Raw genomic sequence first — 16,632 nt, 5'->3', positions numbered from 1 at the left:
GCAGAGAGTGCGCAAACGCGTTGCAGCATATGCAACACTTCCCGAAGTACCGATGCGATGAAAGCGGGAGAGAACCGGATGTCACAGCACACGCGGCTCGCCGAACTCGGCGACGAACGGCTCACTGCCGCCGACAAGGGCCTGCCCGCTCGCGCCGACGGCCTCACCGTGCGCGAGTTCCTCGCGACTTCGCCCCGGCTCGCCGAGTTCTGGACGCCCCTGCTCGCGCTCGACGATCGCGCCCTCGCCGCCAACGCCCGCGTCATCCAGGGTTGGTGCAATGACCGAGGCCTCGAGTTGATGCCGCACGGCAAGACGACCATGGCCCCGGCCCTCTGGGAGCGTCAGCTCGATGCCGGTGCCACCGGCCTCACTCTCGCCACACCGGGCCAGGTGCGAACGGCGCGCTCGTTCGGCGTCGCCTCGATCATGCTCGCGAACACCGTGGTGGCGCCGGCAGCCCTCGCGTTCATCGCCGCCGAGCTGGCTGATCCCGGGTTCGCGTTCCGTGCGTGGGTCGACTCCGTCGAGTCGGTCGAGGCGATGGAGCGCGGGCTCACGGGGCCGCCGGCGCCGCTCCCTCGCCGCATCGACGTGCTCGTCGAGCTCGGTGGAGCCGGCGGGCGCACGGGCGCACGCGGCGTCAGCGAGGCGGCGCGCGTCGCCGAACGGGTCGCGGCCTCCCCGGTGCTGCGACTGGCGGGCACCGCCGGCTACGAGGGCAGCCTCGGTCACGACCGCTCCCCCGAGGCCGTCGCGGCGGTGCGCGGCTACCTCGCCGAGATGCTCGAGCTGCACGACATCGTGGGCGCCATCACCGGCGGCGGCGGCGACGGCGCCGCCGCCGACCACGACGGTGCCCGTGAGCTCATCATCACGGCCGGCGGCAGCGCCTACCTCGACCTCGTGGCCGAGGTGTTCGCGCCGGCGATCAGCGCCGCAACGGCCGCCGGCGACGGCACGCGGTGGATCCTGCGCTCGGGCGCCTCATTGCTGCACGACGACGGCTTCTACCGCGGCATCTCGCCCCTCGACGCTGAGCTGACGCCCGCCATGCGGGGCTACGCGCGCGTCGTCTCGCACCCGGAGCCAGGGCTCGCGCTGCTCGACGGCGGCAAGCGCGACTTCCCCTATGACGAGGGGCTGCCGGTGCCGTTCGGCGTCGCCGCAGCACCGGGAGCCGACGAGCGACCGCTCGCCGCGGCATCCGTCACCGCGCTCAACGACCAGCACGCCTACCTGCGCTCGGACTCGGCGTTGCCGATCGCGATCGGCGAGGTCGTCTCGCTCGGTCTCTCGCACCCGTGCACGGCGTTCGACAAGTGGCGGTTCATCCCGGTGGTCGAGGGCGGCGGCTCCGACCGGGTCGTCGAACTCGTGCGCACGTTCTTCTAGGGGCAAGCGTGAGCGTGCTGATCTGCAACGTGATCGTCGCCGATGCCGACGGCATCGGCGACGAGGCATCCGACGTGCTCATCGACGGCGGGCGCATCGTGCGCGTCGGCGCAGCGGGCACGCTCGCCGACGCGAGCGACGCGAGCGACGCGAGCGACGGCAGTGGGGCCCCGCACCGAATCGACGGCCGTGGCCGCCTGCTCATGCCGGGCTTCATCGACGCCCACTCGCATGCCGACGGCGCGCTCTTCGACCCCGACGTGCAGTTCGCGCTGCTGCGGCAGGGCGTGACGACCGTCATCGGCGGTCAAGACGGCGTGTCGTACGCGCCGGGTGGCGGCGACTACGCCACGGAGTACTTCGCGGCGATCAACGGCCGGCATCCCGGCTATCGCGGCGGCGGGGTCGCCTCGCTGCTCGCCGCCTACGACGGAGCGACCGCGCTGAACGCCGGCTATCTCGTGCCGGCGGGCACCGTGCGGTTCGTGGTGTGCGGCCGGTCGACGGATGTCCCGACGCCGGCCGAGCTCACCGCGATGCGGGCCCTCGTGGTCGAGGGCCTCGCGGAGGGCGCCCTCGGCATCTCGACCGGACTCGACTACGCGCCCGGCATCTTCGCCTCGACCGGCGAGCTCGCCGAGCTGGCCGGCCTCGTGGCCGATGCCGGCGGCGTCTACGTCTCGCACATGCGCGGCGGCTACGAGGCGAACTCGGGCGACGGCATCGCCGAGATCGCGGCCATCGCGCACGCATCGGGAGCCCGAGTGCACGTGTCGCACTTCCACGCCGAGCCGCAGCTCGTGCACGGCCTGCTCGCATCGCTCGCCGCCGAGGGCATCGACGCGAGCTTCGACGCGTACCCGTTCACCCGCGGCTGCTCGATGCTCGCGATGCCGCTCCTGCCCGCAGCGCTCACCGTGCGGCCGACCGCCGAGGTCGTCGCGGAGCTCGCCGATCCAGCCGCCCGTGCACGTCTTCGGGCCGAGTGGTTCCCGGGCATCGCCGGGTACGCGAGCCTCGGGCCCGACTGGCCGTCGATGCTCACGCTCGCCCACGTCGCCGCCCCCGGCTACGACTGGGCGCACGGCCTCACCATCGCGCAGGGTGCAGCGGCGGCATCCGCTCGCGCAGCAGCGAACGGTGTCGCGGGTGGCGCCGCACGCGACCGGGGCGGGCCGGGCGGGCCGGTCGACACGATCGACGCGATCGACTTCGCGCTCGACGTGCTCGTCGCGTCGAACCTCGAGGTCAACGTCGTGATGTCGGTGCAGCACGAGCGCAGCGACGCGGAGCTGGCCGAGATCCTCGCGCACCCGGCCGCGATCGGCGGTTCCGACGGCATCTTCCTCGGCCGCCATCCGCATCCGCGCGCCCGCGGCTCGTTCTCGCGCTTCCTGTCGCTTCTCGTGCGCGAGCAGTCGGTCATGGACTGGGCTGGTGCCTCGGCACTCGTGTCTGCCCGTGCGGCGGCCCGGTTCGGCCTCGGCGAGCGCGGTGCCGTGCGCGAGGGGTTCATCGCCGACCTCGTGCTCGTCGACCCCGACGCGGTGCGGGCGACGTCGACGTACGACTCGCCGCTCGGCCTCGGAGTCGGCATCGACGACGTGCTCGTCGCGGGCGTGCCCGTGCTCGCGGGCAGCGAGCTCACTGGGGCGACGCCGGGGCGGGGCATCCGTCGCGCATCTGCCGACTCCGCCGCGCTCGGTTCGGGACCACTCGTGTCCGAGGAGGCCTGACATGTCGCAGAGCGTGAAACGCGCCGCCCGCATCATCGACGCGATCGCGGCCGATCCGCGCACGGTCGCCGAACTCGCCGAGGCCTTCGGGTTGCACCGCTCGACGATGTTCCGCGAGTTGCAGGCGCTCGAAGAGGTGGGCTGGGTGCGCAAGCGGCGCTCGGGTCGCTATGCGCTCGGCATGCGACTCGTCTCGCTCTCGAAGGAGGCGCTCGACACGCTCGACCTGCGCGAGGCCGGCGCCGAGCACGTGCGCCGGCTGCAGCGCCGCACGGGCAACACCGTGCATCTCGCCGCGCTCATGGACCGGTCGATCGTCTACGTCGACAAGGCCGAAGACGAGTCGGGCGTGCGCATGTACTCGCGCATCGGCCGCGCCGTGATTCCCTACTGCTCGGCCGTCGGCAAGGCGATCCTCGCCGAACTCGACCCCGCCCGGCGCGACGCGGTGCTCGCCGGCGTCACGTGGGAGCGGCACACCGACTTCACGATCACCAGCCGCGAGCGGCTCGACCGCGAGCTCGCCCTGACGAGCTCGCGCGGGTGGGCCGTCGACGACCGCGAGTTCGAGGCGTTCGTGAACTGCATCGCCGTGCCGATCCGCACGCCGCTGGGCGTGGTCGGCGCACTCTCGGTGACCGCCATCCACATGGTCGCCGATCTCGACCGATTGCGCGCGAACCTGCCGGCGATGCGCGAGGCCGCCGAGCTCATCGCGGGCGAGCTCGACTGAGCGAGCGGATGCCGCGGCATCCGCTCACCGACCGTGACCCGATCGACCATCGAACGACCGCACGAACCAGCCACGAGACCGACCGCTCACCACCCAGGAGGAACCATGCCCAAGATCGCCGTCACCCTGCCGAACGCCCCGAAGCCCGCGGGCCCGTACAGCCACGGCGTCGTCGCCAACGGCTTTCTCTACACGGCGGGCTTCGGCCCGCAGGACCCGGCGACCGGTGAGGTCGTGCCCGGCGGCGTCGCGGAGCAGACCCGCCAGGTGCTGCGCAACATCGGCGCGGTGCTCGCCGAGTACGCCCTCACCTTCGACGATGTCGTGAAGGTCACGGCCCATCTCGAAGACCTCGCCGACTTCGCGGAGTACAACGTGGCCTACGCCGAGTTCTTCACCGAGCCCTACCCCGTGCGCACCACGGTCGGCTCGCGCCTCGCGAACATCCTCGTCGAGATCGACGTGGTCGCGGCGATCCCGACGCGCACCTACGGGTAGACCGGTCGAACGACGGATGCCGCGTGGTCGACCGACCACGCGGCATCAGTGTTCGCATTCGGGGCGAACGACCGGCTCCGACCGATCACGACGGGAAGTTGCTCGCCGTCAGCTTGATGACGGCGAAGTCGCCGCCCTCGTCGGTGTTGCGAATCGTGTACTCCTTCGAGACGAAGCCATCGCGGGGAATCAGGAAGTCGACGTCGAGAGTTCCGTCGAGATCGTCAGTCTGCTCGCTCGTTCCCTCGTAGAGCTTCGCGGTACCGGTCGCCTTCGTGTCGCCGGTGTCGCGCACCTGCACGCTGATCGGCAGTTCGACGCGCATCTCGCCGCCCGCGGTGGTCACCATGTTGATGATCTCCTGGGGTGAACCGTTCGTCACGACCACCTCACCGGACTTGTCGCCGGAACCGTGCTCGTTGCTGCCGAACGTCTCGTCGTCGGTGAGCTCCATGTGAGCGCTGATCACCACGCGGCGGCGCACCTCCGGAGCGCCCGGCCCGGCGGCTCCGCCGAGACCCTGGATCGTCACTCCGCCCGGACCGGCTTGGCCCCGCACGAAGGAGGTCGCCGAAACGGCGGCGCCGATGGCGGACGACCACGCGATCTGGCCCGACTGGAAATCACTGACGCGCGTTCCGTCGGGTCCGTCGTGCTCGTCGGAAACGGGGTAACCGAGAAACGAACGTTCCCAGCCGAGCGCTGCCCATCGACCGCGGATGTCTCCGTGCACCTCCCAGGCACCAGTGGACGGCGTCCAATAGACGGAGCCTCCCTCGAAGTGCGTGAACCGACCGACACCGTCGGGGGTCGTGGTCTCGTCGGTGGTCGGGAACCCGAGGAATCCCTGCTCCCAACCGAAGCTCGCCCACTTGTCACGGATCGCTCCGTGCACTTCGAACGCGCCGAGCTCGGGCGTGTAGTAGATCGAACCGTGCTCGAAGTGGCGGTACCACCCGCGACCGTTCGGCGTGCGGGTCGGCTCGTTCTGCGGAGCGCCGAGCCACGCTGTGGCGGCGTGCTTCGCCGCGATCAGTCCGGGCGGGGAGTACAGCTCGGCCTTCACCGCGATGGTCTTCGCGGACTCACTGATCGTGAACCGCCGCAATTGTCGGATATCGGACATCGTCATGCTCCTGACACTCGTGCGCCCTGTCGGGCGCCGCTCCGCGGAGCGCCGGTTGACGTTCTGCGGCGAGGCCCACTCTGATCACGATGCGTTGAGGCGGCATCCGTACGGGCCCGGAGTGCCGCCCCTCCATTCGGCTCAGGCGATGCCGCCGCCGTCGACGACGAGCGCAGAGCCCGTGACGTAGCTCGACTCGTCGCTCGCGAGCCACACGACCGCCGCCGCGATCTCGCGCGGCTCGCCCATGCGCTGCAACGGGCGGTCGGCGGCCTCGGCGAGGAATGCGTCGGCGTCTTGCGAGAGCTGGCGCGCCTCGTCGCGGAGCATCCCCGTGTTCACGTCGCCCGGGTTCACCGAGTTCACCCGGATTCCCTGCGGGCCGTGGTCGATCGCGAGAGCCCGCGTCATGTTCACGACAGCGCCCTTCGAGGCGCAGTACGAGATCGCCTGGCCGCCGCCCTTGAGGCCCCAGCCCGAGCCGGTGTTGACGATCGACCCGCCGCCCGATGCCGCCATGATCGGCACGACGTGCTTGCACATGAGGAAGATCGAGCGCACGTTCACGCCGAACACCCGGTCCCATTCCTCGACCGTGGTCTCGACCGCCGTCGTGCGGCGAATGATGCCGGCGTTGTTGAAGACGATGTTCACGCCCCCGAACTCGGCCACGGTGCCGGCGATGATGCGTTCGATGTCGGGCTCGCTCGAGACATCCGCTGCGATGGCGATGGCCGTACCACCGGCCTCGCGGATCTCGGCGGCGACCGCCTCTGCCGCCTCGGCGTCGATGTCGACGACCGCGACCGCGGCGCCTTCTGCGGCGAGGGCGATCGAGGTGGCGCGGCCGATGCCGCCGGCTCCGCCGGTGACGATCGCCTGCTTGTGCTCAAGGCGCATGGCCTTCTCCTTCGTGTTCCGGTGCATCGACAGGGTAGATGCTCGTGGTGGATGTTCCGGTGATGACCCGGATGAAGCCGGCGAGGCCGGCGTCCACCTCGGGGTCGCCGGTGTCGACGAGCAGGGGGCGCCCGCCGAGGTCGATGAGTTTCTGCTCGGGTGCAACGACGATCAGCGCGTCGGCACCGAGGGCGCGCAGCACGCGCGCCGAGAGCTGCTGGTTTCCGCGGCCGAGCAGAAAGCCCTGCCCGCCGATGACGGTGATCACGGCGGCCGCGGGCCCGCGGGCGATCTCGTCGAGCAACTCGTGCTCCGAGGCTCCGGCGAGCACTCGCCGCCCGTCGAGCACGACGTCGACGCCGAGCGGCGTCTTCGGCACGCCGAGCAGGCGGGCGAGCTCGGTCATCGTGCCGCCGGGGCCGAGCAGATAGCGCACTCCAGGGCGAAGAGCGGATGCCGCGCCTCGCGCCGCGGCACGCACGGCCGCCTGCTCGTCGGCGGGTGTTGCCGCCTTTCGCGCCTGGGTTCGCCCCGGCCGAAACGGAACCGGCAGCGTGCCGAAGAGGCGCGGCTCGACACGAGCGTGTCGCAAGGCCTCCTCGTCGATGTCGAGCACCTCCTGCTCGCGAACCGGGAGCCCGCCGTCGGTGAGCCACGCGGCGGCGACCCCGCCCGCAGCGCGGGGACTCACCGCGAACACCGGCGAGTACATCTTCACGCCGGCCGGCACGCCCAGCACGGCGGTGCGCCCGCCGGCACCGAGCCCCGCCGCGACATCCCGCGCCGTGCCGTCGCCGCCGACGAAGAGGAGCAGCGATGCCCCGCCGTCGGCGAGCGCACGGGCGGCCGCCGTGGTGTCTGCGGCGTCGCTCGGCTCGCCGTGCCGGGCGATCACGACCGGCTCGAGTCCGGCCGCGCGCGCGACATCCGCTCCCATCGTGCCCACCACCGTCAGCACTCGCGCACCGGGATGCGCCGCGGCGACCTCGGCGAGCGCGGCGAGCGCACGTTCGGTCGCACGTGACGACGCACCGCGTTCGTTCGCACGCTGCTGCACCGCAGCACCGTCGCTTCCCGCGAGGCCGGCCGGTCCACCGATGCCGGCGACGGGATTGACGAGCAGGGCGAGCATGGTCAGGCGGCCGCCTCGGCGAAGTACTTGCGCTGGTACGCGCGCCAGGTGATCGCCCAGCGCTCGGGTTCGTCGAGGTCATCGTGGTGCGTGTGGTGCACCGTCTGGTTGTGCGGGGCCGTGCGCACGATCTCGGGCTGCTCTCGCGCCTCGCGGGCGACCTCGGCGAGCACGGCGACGTATTCGTCGAGTTCCGCCATCGAATACGACTCGGTGGGCTCGAGCGTGAACGGCTGCGGCACGACGTAGGGGTGATGGCTGGTCCAGTAGTGCATGCCGAAGTCGGCTGCCCGCACGCCGATCTCCTCCGACGTGACGCCGGTCTGCTCGAACAGTTGCTGCCACGAGTACCGCACCTGCTCGATGCGGCGCCGGCCGGTCGCGTACGGTGCGGAGGCGCCGGGGATCTCGAGCACGCGCTGCAGCAGGTAGTTGTTGTTGAGCACCGCGATCTCGGCGACCGTGCGCAGCCCTTCAGCCCCGAGCGCCATCATCCACGAGTAGGCCCGCACGATGTTCGGAATGACGCCGAAGAACGGTGCCACGGCGCCGATCGACCGCTCGCCCGCCTCGCGGACGACGAACCGGTCGCCCTCGCGGGCGACCCTCGGACCCGGCAGGAACGGGGCGAGCGCAGCGCTCACGCCATTGGCGCCGGCTCCCGGGCCTCCGGACCCGTGCGGCGTGCCGAACGTCTTGTGCAGGTTGAAGTGGCAGACGTCGAAGCCGGCGTCGCGCGCCCGCGTGATGCCGAGGATGCCGTTCGCGTTCGCCTGGTCGTAGGAGGCGAGTGCCCCGACCGCGTGCGCGGCATCGACCCACTGCTTGATGGCCGGGTTGTAGATGCCGGTGTCCTCGGGGTTCGTGACCATGATCGCCGCGGTGCGGGGTGACAGGGCGCGCTTGAGCGCCTCGAGGTGGGGATAGCCGTCGGCATCGGGGTGCACCGTCACGACGTCGTACCCGGCCGCCTTCGCGGCAGCCGCGTTCGACGGGTGGCTGAAGATCGTCGTGATGACCTCGCGCCGCTGCTCCCCCTCGCCGTTGGCCTCGTGGTACGCGCGGATCATCGCGACGTTCGACCAGATCGCCGCCGAGCCGCCCTGGGTGTGCAGCGACACCTCGTCCATGCCCGAGATCTCGGCGAGCATGCGCTCGGTGTTCCAGACGATCTCGAGCACGCCCTGCGCGTCATCGGGGTTCTGCAGCGGGTGCATCGCCGTCAGCCCGGGGGTGCGGATGAGCTGTTCATTGACCTTCGGCGCGTACTTCATGGTGCAGGTGCCCTGACCGATGTCGACGTTGAAGTCGGCGCCGAGATTCTCCTGCGAGAGCCGCAGGTAGTGCTTCAGCACGCGCATCTGGCCCATCTCGGGCAGCGCGGGCGGGGTATCGCGACGCAGCCCCGCCGGAAGCGCGGCGACCACGTCGCCGACGGCCTCGCGCACGCCGGGCTCGATGCTCGTGACGAGCACGCCGCGCTCGCCGGGGGTCGAGAGCTCGAAGATGATCGGTTCGTCCCAGCTGGCCTGGTGGAAGCGGCGGAGGGCGGGCTTGGGGGCGACGGGGAGGCTCATGCGCTCTGTTCCTCGAGGATCGGGGCGGACACGGTCGTCGCGCCGGAGTCGGTGGGGTCGGATGCCTCGGCGCCCGTGCCGCTGACGAGCTCGCGCAGCGCGCGGGCGAGCCGGTCGATGTCGAGCTGCGAGGTCATCTCGGTGACGCAGACGAGCAGGGTGTGCTCGCCGACGCGCACGCCGGGCTCGAGGCCCTGTGCGCGCAGCGCGGCGATGACGGCGGTCGCCGTCAGGCCGGTGCCGGCGAGGTCGATCGTGAACTCGCGCAGGTGCAGCGCGTCGTCGCCGAGCGCGATGCCCGGAACGGCGACGAGTGCCTGCTGCGCGTACCGGGTGCGCGCGAGCAGCACCTCGCCGAGCTCGCGCATGCCCTCGGGCCCCATGAGGGCGAGGTAGACGCCGGCGGCGATGCCCCAGAGGGCGGCGGCCGTGCCGACCCACTCCTTGCCGTCCTCTCGCTGCGCGAACGACGTCCGGTCGTACGCGACATCGCCGAAGCCGTACTCCCCCGGCACGTCGGTCGTCGCGAGGCCGAAGAGGCGCGACGGCATCTCCATGATGAACTTCGGGTCGTCGTGCACCGCGATGAAGCCGCCATGCGCGCCCCCGAACCACTGGTGCAGCCCGAGCGATTGGATGTCGCCGCAGACGATGTCGGCGCCCTGCTCGGCGGGCGGCGTGAGCACGCCGTAGCCGATGGGGTCGGTGCCGACCACGAGCACTGCACCGGCGGCATGCGCGGCATCCGCGATCTCGCGCAGGCGCGCCTCGACCGCGCCGGTGTGGCTCGGCGTCTCGACCCAGACCGCGGCCACGTCGTCACCGAGTCGCGCGGCGAGGCCCGCGACATCCGTCACGCCGTCGACGGTGTCGACGAACTCGAGGTCGAGGTGCACGCGCACGAAGTCGCGCACCTTCGAGAGTTTCGCGGGCAGGACGTCGCTCGCGACGAGCACCCGGCGGCGGCCCGACATCCGCCCGGCCATCGAGAGGGCCGTCGCCGTGGCCTGGTAGCCGTCGTAGGTCGGCACGTTCACGACGTCCATCGCGAGCAGCTCGGCCATGAGCGACTGGTACTCGAACAGGGCCTGGAAGCGGCCGTGGTCTTCATAGGGCTCGCCCGCGTAGGCGGTGAGGAACTCGCTGCGGTTGATCACCTCGTCGACGACGGCGGGCACGTAGTGGTGGTAGGTGCCGGCGCCGAGGAAGCTCAGTCGATTCCGGGTCGAGACGTTCTTCGCGAGCAGGCCCTCGACGTGGCGCACGAGGTCCTGCTCGGCCGTGAAGGGCGCCGGCAGGTCGAGCGCACGGTCGAGGCGCAGCTCGGCCGGCACGTCGGCGTAGAACTCGTCGACGGATGCCGCGCCGACGGCCGCGAGCATCGCCGCCTTCGACTCGGGCGCGGTGTTCGGAATGTACGGATGTACGAAGGGGTCGGTCATTGTTGCCTCAGTCGGTGGTGTCGGACAGGGTGATGAAGGGTGCGATCGCCGCACGCGGGGTGGCGAGCACGGCGACGCCGAAGCGCGGCAGGGTGAGCCGGCCCGTCGTCGTCTCGCCGGTGAGCAGCTCGGCAGCGCCGGTGGGAACGTCGACGACGAGCTCGCGTCGCCCGTGGTTCAGCACGAAGGTGAAGTCGGTGGTCTCGTCCGAGCGGGTCACGGCCTCGAGATCGGTGTCGAGAGCGTCGCGCGCCGGCAGGCCGGCCGCGGCGAGCACCTCGCGGAACAGCTCGACGGTACCGGCGGGTTCGAGCACGGCGCTCACGTACCAAGCGCCACCGGCAGCGGATGCCGCGGAGTCGGCGGATGCCGCGGGCCGCCGCGTGATCGCGGCCCGCCCGGCGAGCTCGCCGCTCGCGTAGCTGGCGAGCACCTCGGTGCCCTCGTGCACCTCGAGCCACTCGCTCCACACGCCGGTCGAGTAGCGAGCGCCAGCGAGCGTACCGAGACCCGCCAGGCCGGCGGGAACGAACTCGACGCTCTCCGACACTCCGTCCGGCACGGGCCACTGCTCGTCGACCTCGATGCCGAGCAGCTCGCGCAGCGGCCCGGGCGCGCCGCCGTCGTGCACCTTCTCTGTGGCATCGACGACGCCCGAGAACGGCCCGACGACGAGTTGGCCGCCTCGGGCGACGAAGTCGGCGAGCGCGCCCGCCTGCGCGGCATCCGAAACGTAGAGGTTCGGCACCACGACGACGTCGTAGCCGTCGAAGGGGCCGGTGGCGCGCACCGTGTCGACCGGCTGGCCGAGCGCGAAGAACGCGGCGTTCCACGCGCGGGCCTGTGTCAGCCAGTCCAGGCGCTGTGAGGGCAGCGACTCGGTCGCGGAGGAGCCCCACCACGAGTCCCAGTCGACGACGAGGGCGACGGATGCCCGCACCCGCGTGCCGCGCACCGGCGCGAGCCTCGCGAGTTCGGCGCCGAACGCCTTCGTCTCCTGGAAGCTGCGCGACGCCTCGCCGCGGTGTCCGAGCATCGCCGAGTGGAACTTCTCCTGGCCGTACTTGGCCTGGCGCCACTGGAAGAACATCGCGCCGTCGGAGCCATGGGCGATCGCCTGCAGGCTGTCGACGCGCATCTGACCGGGTGCCTTTGGCACGTTGACGTCGCGCCAGCTGACGGCGCTCGCGGCCTGTTCGAGCAGCAACCACGGCCGGCCGCCCTTCAGCGAGCGCATGAGCCCGTAGTTGAGGGCTGCCGGCACGTGCGCGTTCGCATCGGCCGGGTCGGGGTAGGCGTCGTCGGTGACGAGGTCTTCGGCTGCGGCGAAGTCCCAGTAGTCGAGGTCGCGCAGCAGGCTCATGAAGTTCGTCGTCACGGCGATGTCGGGCGTGACCTCGCGCAGCACGTCGACCTCGAGCTGGAAGAGCTCGAGCAGCGCGTCGGAGGAGAATCGCTCGAAGTCGAGCAGTTGTGTCGGATTCACCGGGCCGGTCGCACGACGCGGTGCCTCGATGTGCTCCCACGCGACGTAGCGCTGCCCCCACACGTTCACGCCCCACGCCTCGTTGAGGCCGTCGAGGTCGCCGTAGCGCGCCTCGAGCCAGCGGCGGAAGTGGGCGGATGACTCAGGGCACCAGCACCGCGACACATGATCGCCGTACTCGTTCGAGACGTGCCAGAGGGCGAGCGCGGGGTGCTCGCCGTAGCGCTCGGCGATCGCGCGCGTCATCCGCCCGACGTGTTCCCGCCACACCGGCGAGCTCGGGCAGTAGGCCTGTCGCGAGCCGAACTCCAGTCGCTGTCCGTCTTCGTTCCACGGCAGCATCTCGGGGTGGCTGCGGATGAGCCACGACGGTGGCGTCGCCGTCGCGGTGGCCAGGTCGATGCGGATGCCGGCGCCCCAAAGCACCTCGATGACCCGGTCGAGCCAGCCCCAGTCGTAGACGCCGGGCTCGGGTTCGAGTTGCGGCCACGAGAAGACCGGAAGGCTCACGAGGTTCACGCCGGCCTCGCGCATCAGGCGCGCGTCGTCGAGCCAGATGTGCTCGGCCCACTGGTCGGGGTTGTAGTCGCCGCCGTAGGCGAGTGCGTCGAGACGGATGCGCCGTGGGGACTCGTCGGCCATGCCGCTCCTCTCTGAGTAGCTTCGGGGTGTACAGTCTGAATTGCAGAATGTATTCTGTATACAGACACAGTATGCCGGATGCCGGAAGCGGTCAAGCCCTAGGCTTGCCGCGACGGCCGGAGCGGCCCGGAGGGCGACGTTATGGCGATCGAACGCAAGAACCTGCGGTCGCAGGTTCGTGAAGAGCTGCTGGCGCGCATGCGCACGGGCGCGGTGCAACCCGGCGAGGGCATCAACGAGGTACAGCTCGCCGCAGAACTCGGCGTCAGCCGCACACCGCTGCGCGAGGCGCTCATCGCTCTCGAGAGCGAGGGCCAGATCGAGAGCGAGAACGGCAAGGGCTTCCGCTTCGTACCACTGAGCGCCCGCGAGTTCGAAGACCTCGCGCCCGTCATGGCCGCGCTCGAGGGTCTCGCGCTGAAGCTCAGCCCTCTCGACGAGCTTCGCGTGATCGGAGGCCGGCTCGCGACGATCGCCGCCGAGTTCTCGCAAGAGGTCGTCGAGCACGCGCTCGTGGTCTCGAAAGACGACGAGTGGCACGGCATCATGCTCTCGGCGTGCCCGAACCAGCGCCTGCTCGACGTGATCGCGAGCGTGCGCGGGGCATTCCATCGCTACGAGTCGCTGCTCGTGCCCAACGACGTGATGGTCGGCCGAGTGGCGGCCGAGCACGCCGAGATCGCGAAGCACCTCGCCGATGGCGACGTGCCCGGGGCCGTTGTCGCCCTCGAGGCCAACTGGATGAACGGCATGCGCCGCATCCTCGACAACGCCTCGAGCCCGTACTTCAGCGCCTGACGCCACTGGGCCTACCCCTTCACGGCGCCGCCGAGCAGGCCGGAGACGAACTGCTTCTGGAAGACCAGGAACAGCAGCATGAGGGGCAGCGTTGCGAGCAGCGAGCCGAGCATGAGGCCCGAGTAGTCCACGCGCGACATGCCGATCATCGTGTTGAGGGCGACCGGCACGGTGTACCGGTCCTCGGTGTTGAGCATCAGCAGCGGCCAGATGAAGGCGTTCCACTGGCTGATGAAGGTGTAGATCACGAGCGCGGCGATCTGCGGCCGGGCGACCGGCAGCACGATGCGATAGAAGGTGCGGAACTCGCTCGCCCCGTCGATGCGCGCTGCCTCGATGAGGCTCACCGGAAAATCGAGGAACCCCTGCCGCATGAGGAAGATGCCGAACGCGTTCGCGAGGAACGGCAGGATCACGGCCTGGTAGCTGTCGATCCATCCGGCGCTCGCCATCATCTGGAAGAGCGGCACCAGGAGCACCTGCATCGGGATCATCATCGTGACGAGCACGACACCGAGCAGGATGCCGCGGCCGCGGAACCGGTACGTCGCGAGGCCGTAGCCGCACATGATGCTGACGATCGACGAGAACACGGTATAGATCACCGCGATGCCGAGGCTGTTCAGCATCACCTGGCTGAAGTTCACCGATTCCTGCAGCCGGGCGAGGTTGGCCCAGAGCTCGCCGCCGGGCAGCACCGGGAGCGGCGTGCCGAACAGCTCGGAGGTCGGATGCGTCGACGCGACGACCATCCAGAGGAACGGCACCACGGCGAGCACGCTCGTCACCGCCAGCAGCAGGTAGACGGGTGCGCGCAGGATGCCGCGGCGCAGCGCCGGCCCGGCGCCGGCGGGCCTCGAGTCGCGCGCATCGGTCGTGCGTGGGTTGACGGACGTCAGGGTCGAGGTGACGCTCACTTCTTCTCCCTCATGAGCCGGAACTGGATGATCGCGATGACCGCGGTCAGCACGACCAGGAGCCATGCGATCGCGGAGGCGTACCCGAAGTCGAATTGCCGGAACCCGACCTTGTACAGATAGAGCACGGGCGTGAGCGTCGCGTCGTTCGGCCCGCCCTCGGTGAGGATGTAGTTCTCGTCGAACAGCTGCAGCGCACCGATCGTCGACGTGACGGTCGTGAAGATGAGGACCGGCCGCAGTTGCGGAATGACGATCCTCGTGAAGATCTGCCACCGCCCCGCGCCATCGATGCGAGCGGCCTCGTAGAGCTCGGCGGGAATCGACTGCAGCCCGGCGAGGATGATCACCATGTTGTAGCCCGTCCAGCGCCAGGTGATCGCCGCGATGAGGGCGACGCGAGCCCACCACTCGTTGTTCAGCCAATCGACGGGCTCGACGCCGAACACGGCGAACACCTGGTTCACGGCGCCCCCGTCTGTCGCGAGCATCACCCGGAACACGACGGCGTACGCGACGAGCGTCGTGACGGCCGGCAGGAACGCGAACAGCCGGAAGCCCCCGCGGAACCGCAGCCACGACTGGTTCAGCAGGTACGCGAGGCCCACTGCAAGCGCGATCATCAGCGGCACCTGCACGATGAGGATGAGTGCCGCGTTCGCGAGGCTCTTGCCGATCAGAGGGTCGGCGAAGAGGCGCGCGTACTGCTCGAGCCCGACCCAGCTGGTGACGCCGCCCGAGGTTGCGAAGAAGCTCTGCCAGAGCGAAGTGACGAGCGGGTAGGTGAAGAAGATCACGAGCAGCAGCGCGGCGGGCAGCACGAACCACACGCCCGGGCGCTGGAGTCGACGGGCCAGGGTGCGACGCCCGGACTCCTTCGTCGCCGGGCGGCGCCCGGCGAGCGGGCTGGCGACCACTACTCGCCCGCGATCTCGCGCCCGGTCGCGGTCGCGATCTGCTCCGCGGCATCCTGAAGCGCGCTCTCGGGATCTGCGCCGTTCAGCACCGCTGCGACGACCGCATTGGCGACGATGTCGCTCGCCTCGGCGTTGTCGGTCGTAAAGGTGATCGGCGGGATGTTCGCGGTCTGCTCGGCGAAGAGCTCGTACACCGGTTGCCCGCCGAAGTACTCCTGCGGCTCGTGGAAGTAGTCGCCCTGCAGCGCGGGCAGGTACGAGGGGAAGAGACCCTCGTGCTCCATCATCGACGCCTGGCGATCGGCGTCGGCGAGCGCGTATTCGACGAAGGCCGCGGCCAGTTGCGGGTTCTCTGCCTGCGCCGGCACGGCGAGGCCGGAGCCGCCGCTGTTCGACGTGCGCACGCCGCCGATCTCGAACGCCGGCAGCTCGGTGACGCCGTACGTGCCCGAGAGCTCGGGCGCATCGCCGAGCAGGGTGCCGATCCACCAGACCGCCTCCGGCGTCACGGCGGAGTCGCCGTCTTTCGCCGAAGTGACGCGGCCGTCCCAGCCTTTGACGTTCTTGAGCAGCCCCTTCTCGTTCATGGTCTGCAACAGGGTGAGCGCCTCGACGGCTTCCGGCGAGGTGATCGTGATATCGCCCTCGTCATCGAAGAGGCCCTGCCCCTGCTGCTGGAGCAGCATCTGGAAGCCGGCACCGGTGGCCACGTCGAGCGAGAGCAGGGTATGCCCCGTCGTCTGCTTGATCGTCTCGCCGGCGGAGACGACGTCGTCCCAGGTCTCGATCGCGGCGGGGTCGATGCCGGCGTCGACGAAGTAGTCGCTGCGGAAGAAGAGGCCGACCGTGCCGGAATCCCACGGTGCCACCTTCAGCGCACCGTCGGCATCCGACTGCGCCGACCACTTGAACGGATCGAAGTCCGCTTCAGCGTCGCCGAGCACTGGCGTGAGGTCGACGAAGCCCGCCGGGAACTCGTTGATGTAGCCGGGCGCGCGGTCGGTCTCGATCGTCACCACGTCAGGCAGTCCGCTGCCGGCCTGGAGACCCACCGAGAGCTTGTCGTACGCATTGTCGTAGCCGACGTCGACCACGTTGACCGTGGTGCCGGGATGGTCGGCCTCGAACTCGGCACCGAGGCGCTCGAGCGCGGTGGCCGCGACGTCCCACGACCAGACGGTGATCTCATCCGAGACCTTCGCGTCAGGGTCGAGCACGACCGGCGCGGCCGACGACCCGCCGCCCATGGCGCAGCCGGCGAGCAGGGCGGCAGCGGCCAGGGATGCGGCCGGGAGGAGAAGGGTGCGTGATCTCATTCTGACTTCCTTGTCTG

General features: G+C 70.4%; 14 protein-coding genes. 5 read left to right on the top strand and 9 right to left on the bottom strand.

Annotated features, from left to right (window positions below; genetic code table 11):
- The first annotated feature begins 78 nt into the window (after window positions 1-78).
- From H521_RS0115790 to H521_RS0115775, 4 genes are all read left to right on the top strand, one after another.
- Window positions 79-1,395 (top strand): type III PLP-dependent enzyme domain-containing protein, encoded by a 1,317-nt coding sequence (locus H521_RS0115790; RefSeq protein ID WP_022893992.1) that lies wholly within the window; start codon window positions 79-81, stop codon window positions 1,393-1,395.
- Between the two features lie 8 nt (window positions 1,396-1,403).
- Window positions 1,404-3,131 (top strand): N-acyl-D-amino-acid deacylase family protein, encoded by a 1,728-nt coding sequence (locus tag H521_RS23785; RefSeq protein ID WP_022893991.1) that lies wholly within the window; start codon window positions 1,404-1,406, stop codon window positions 3,129-3,131.
- 1 nt (window position 3,132) lies between these two features.
- Window positions 3,133-3,864, top strand: a complete 732-nt coding sequence (locus H521_RS0115780) for an IclR family transcriptional regulator (RefSeq protein ID WP_022893990.1) — start codon at window positions 3,133-3,135, stop codon at window positions 3,862-3,864.
- A 105-nt stretch (window positions 3,865-3,969) separates the two neighbouring features.
- Window positions 3,970-4,362, top strand: a complete 393-nt coding sequence (locus tag H521_RS0115775) for a RidA family protein (protein ID WP_022893989.1) — start codon at window positions 3,970-3,972, stop codon at window positions 4,360-4,362.
- An 85-nt stretch (window positions 4,363-4,447) separates the two neighbouring features.
- Here H521_RS0115775 and H521_RS25140 read toward each other — a convergent pair whose 3' ends face one another.
- The 6 genes from H521_RS25140 to H521_RS23765 form a co-directional block, all read right to left on the bottom strand.
- On the bottom strand, window positions 4,448-5,488 hold the full coding sequence (locus H521_RS25140) for an LGFP repeat-containing protein (RefSeq protein WP_084512521.1): 1,041 nt from the start codon (window positions 5,486-5,488) through the stop codon (window positions 4,448-4,450).
- 141 nt (window positions 5,489-5,629) lie between these two features.
- Window positions 5,630-6,388, bottom strand: coding sequence for an SDR family NAD(P)-dependent oxidoreductase (locus H521_RS0115760; RefSeq protein ID WP_022893986.1), 759 nt, complete (start codon window positions 6,386-6,388; stop codon window positions 5,630-5,632).
- Window positions 6,378-7,520 carry an ATP-NAD kinase family protein gene (locus H521_RS23775; protein ID WP_022893985.1) on the bottom strand — a complete coding sequence of 381 codons (1,143 nt, stop codon included), beginning with the start codon at window positions 7,518-7,520 and terminating at the stop codon, window positions 6,378-6,380. The genes H521_RS0115760 and H521_RS23775 overlap by 11 nt, the downstream gene beginning before the upstream one ends.
- A 2-nt stretch (window positions 7,521-7,522) precedes the next feature.
- Window positions 7,523-9,097 (bottom strand): aminomethyl-transferring glycine dehydrogenase subunit GcvPB, encoded by a 1,575-nt coding sequence (gene gcvPB, locus H521_RS0115750; protein ID WP_022893984.1) that lies wholly within the window; start codon window positions 9,095-9,097, stop codon window positions 7,523-7,525.
- Entirely contained in the window at window positions 9,094-10,539 is a 1,446-nt protein-coding gene (gene gcvPA, locus H521_RS23770) for an aminomethyl-transferring glycine dehydrogenase subunit GcvPA (protein WP_022893983.1), read from the bottom strand. The genes gcvPB and gcvPA overlap by 4 nt, the downstream gene beginning before the upstream one ends.
- A 7-nt stretch (window positions 10,540-10,546) precedes the next feature.
- Entirely contained in the window at window positions 10,547-12,667 is a 2,121-nt protein-coding gene (locus H521_RS23765) for a beta-galactosidase (protein ID WP_022893982.1), read from the bottom strand.
- A gap of 141 nt (window positions 12,668-12,808) precedes the next feature.
- Between H521_RS23765 and H521_RS0115735 the strand changes: the two genes are divergently transcribed.
- Window positions 12,809-13,465: a GntR family transcriptional regulator gene (locus tag H521_RS0115735; protein WP_022893981.1), complete on the top strand. Its 657-nt coding sequence runs from the start codon at window positions 12,809-12,811 to the stop codon at window positions 13,463-13,465.
- A gap of 11 nt (window positions 13,466-13,476) precedes the next feature.
- Here the strand turns inward: H521_RS0115735 and H521_RS0115730 are convergent, their stop codons facing one another.
- Genes H521_RS0115730 through H521_RS0115720 form a run of 3 tightly spaced genes read right to left on the bottom strand, consistent with a single transcriptional unit; the run spans window position 13,477 to window position 16,615 of the window.
- The gene (locus H521_RS0115730) at window positions 13,477-14,382 is read right to left on the bottom strand and encodes a carbohydrate ABC transporter permease (RefSeq protein ID WP_022893980.1); all 906 of its coding nucleotides are present in this window, start codon (window positions 14,380-14,382) and stop codon (window positions 13,477-13,479) included.
- Window positions 14,379-15,299 (bottom strand): carbohydrate ABC transporter permease, encoded by a 921-nt coding sequence (locus H521_RS0115725; protein ID WP_022893979.1) that lies wholly within the window; start codon window positions 15,297-15,299, stop codon window positions 14,379-14,381. The genes H521_RS0115730 and H521_RS0115725 overlap by 4 nt, the downstream gene beginning before the upstream one ends.
- Window positions 15,299-16,615 (bottom strand): ABC transporter substrate-binding protein, encoded by a 1,317-nt coding sequence (locus tag H521_RS0115720; protein WP_022893978.1) that lies wholly within the window; start codon window positions 16,613-16,615, stop codon window positions 15,299-15,301. Before H521_RS0115720 ends, H521_RS0115725 begins: the two co-directional genes overlap by 1 nt.
- Between the last annotated feature and the right edge of the window lie 17 nt (window positions 16,616-16,632).

Origin of the sequence: Agromyces subbeticus DSM 16689 (assembly GCF_000421565.1) — a bacterium.
Lineage (GTDB): Bacteria > Actinomycetota > Actinomycetes > Actinomycetales > Microbacteriaceae > Agromyces > Agromyces subbeticus.
The sequence above is the reverse complement of the archived record's forward strand: the minus strand, read 5'-3'. Positions and strand labels throughout refer to the sequence as shown.

Bases quoted from the DNA above. Each gene is read 5' to 3' on its own strand.
- gcvPB (WP_022893984.1), bottom strand. From the start codon at position 9,097: ATGAGCCTCCCCGTCGCCCCCAAGCCCGCCCTCCGCCGCTTCCACCAG.
- gcvPA (WP_022893983.1), bottom strand. From the start codon at position 10,539: ATGACCGACCCCTTCGTACATCCGTACATTCCGAACACCGCGCCCGAG.
- H521_RS25140 (WP_084512521.1), bottom strand. From the start codon at position 5,488: ATGTCCGATATCCGACAATTGCGGCGGTTCACGATCAGTGAGTCCGCG.
- H521_RS0115720 (WP_022893978.1), bottom strand. From the start codon at position 16,615: ATGAGATCACGCACCCTTCTCCTCCCGGCCGCATCCCTGGCCGCTGCC.
- H521_RS0115780 (WP_022893990.1), top strand. From the start codon at position 3,133: ATGTCGCAGAGCGTGAAACGCGCCGCCCGCATCATCGACGCGATCGCG.
- H521_RS0115775 (WP_022893989.1), top strand. From the start codon at position 3,970: ATGCCCAAGATCGCCGTCACCCTGCCGAACGCCCCGAAGCCCGCGGGC.
- H521_RS0115735 (WP_022893981.1), top strand. From the start codon at position 12,809: ATGGCGATCGAACGCAAGAACCTGCGGTCGCAGGTTCGTGAAGAGCTG.
- H521_RS23775 (WP_022893985.1), bottom strand. From the start codon at position 7,520: ATGCTCGCCCTGCTCGTCAATCCCGTCGCCGGCATCGGTGGACCGGCC.
- H521_RS0115790 (WP_022893992.1), top strand. From the start codon at position 79: ATGTCACAGCACACGCGGCTCGCCGAACTCGGCGACGAACGGCTCACT.
- H521_RS0115760 (WP_022893986.1), bottom strand. From the start codon at position 6,388: ATGCGCCTTGAGCACAAGCAGGCGATCGTCACCGGCGGAGCCGGCGGC.
- H521_RS23765 (WP_022893982.1), bottom strand. From the start codon at position 12,667: ATGGCCGACGAGTCCCCACGGCGCATCCGTCTCGACGCACTCGCCTAC.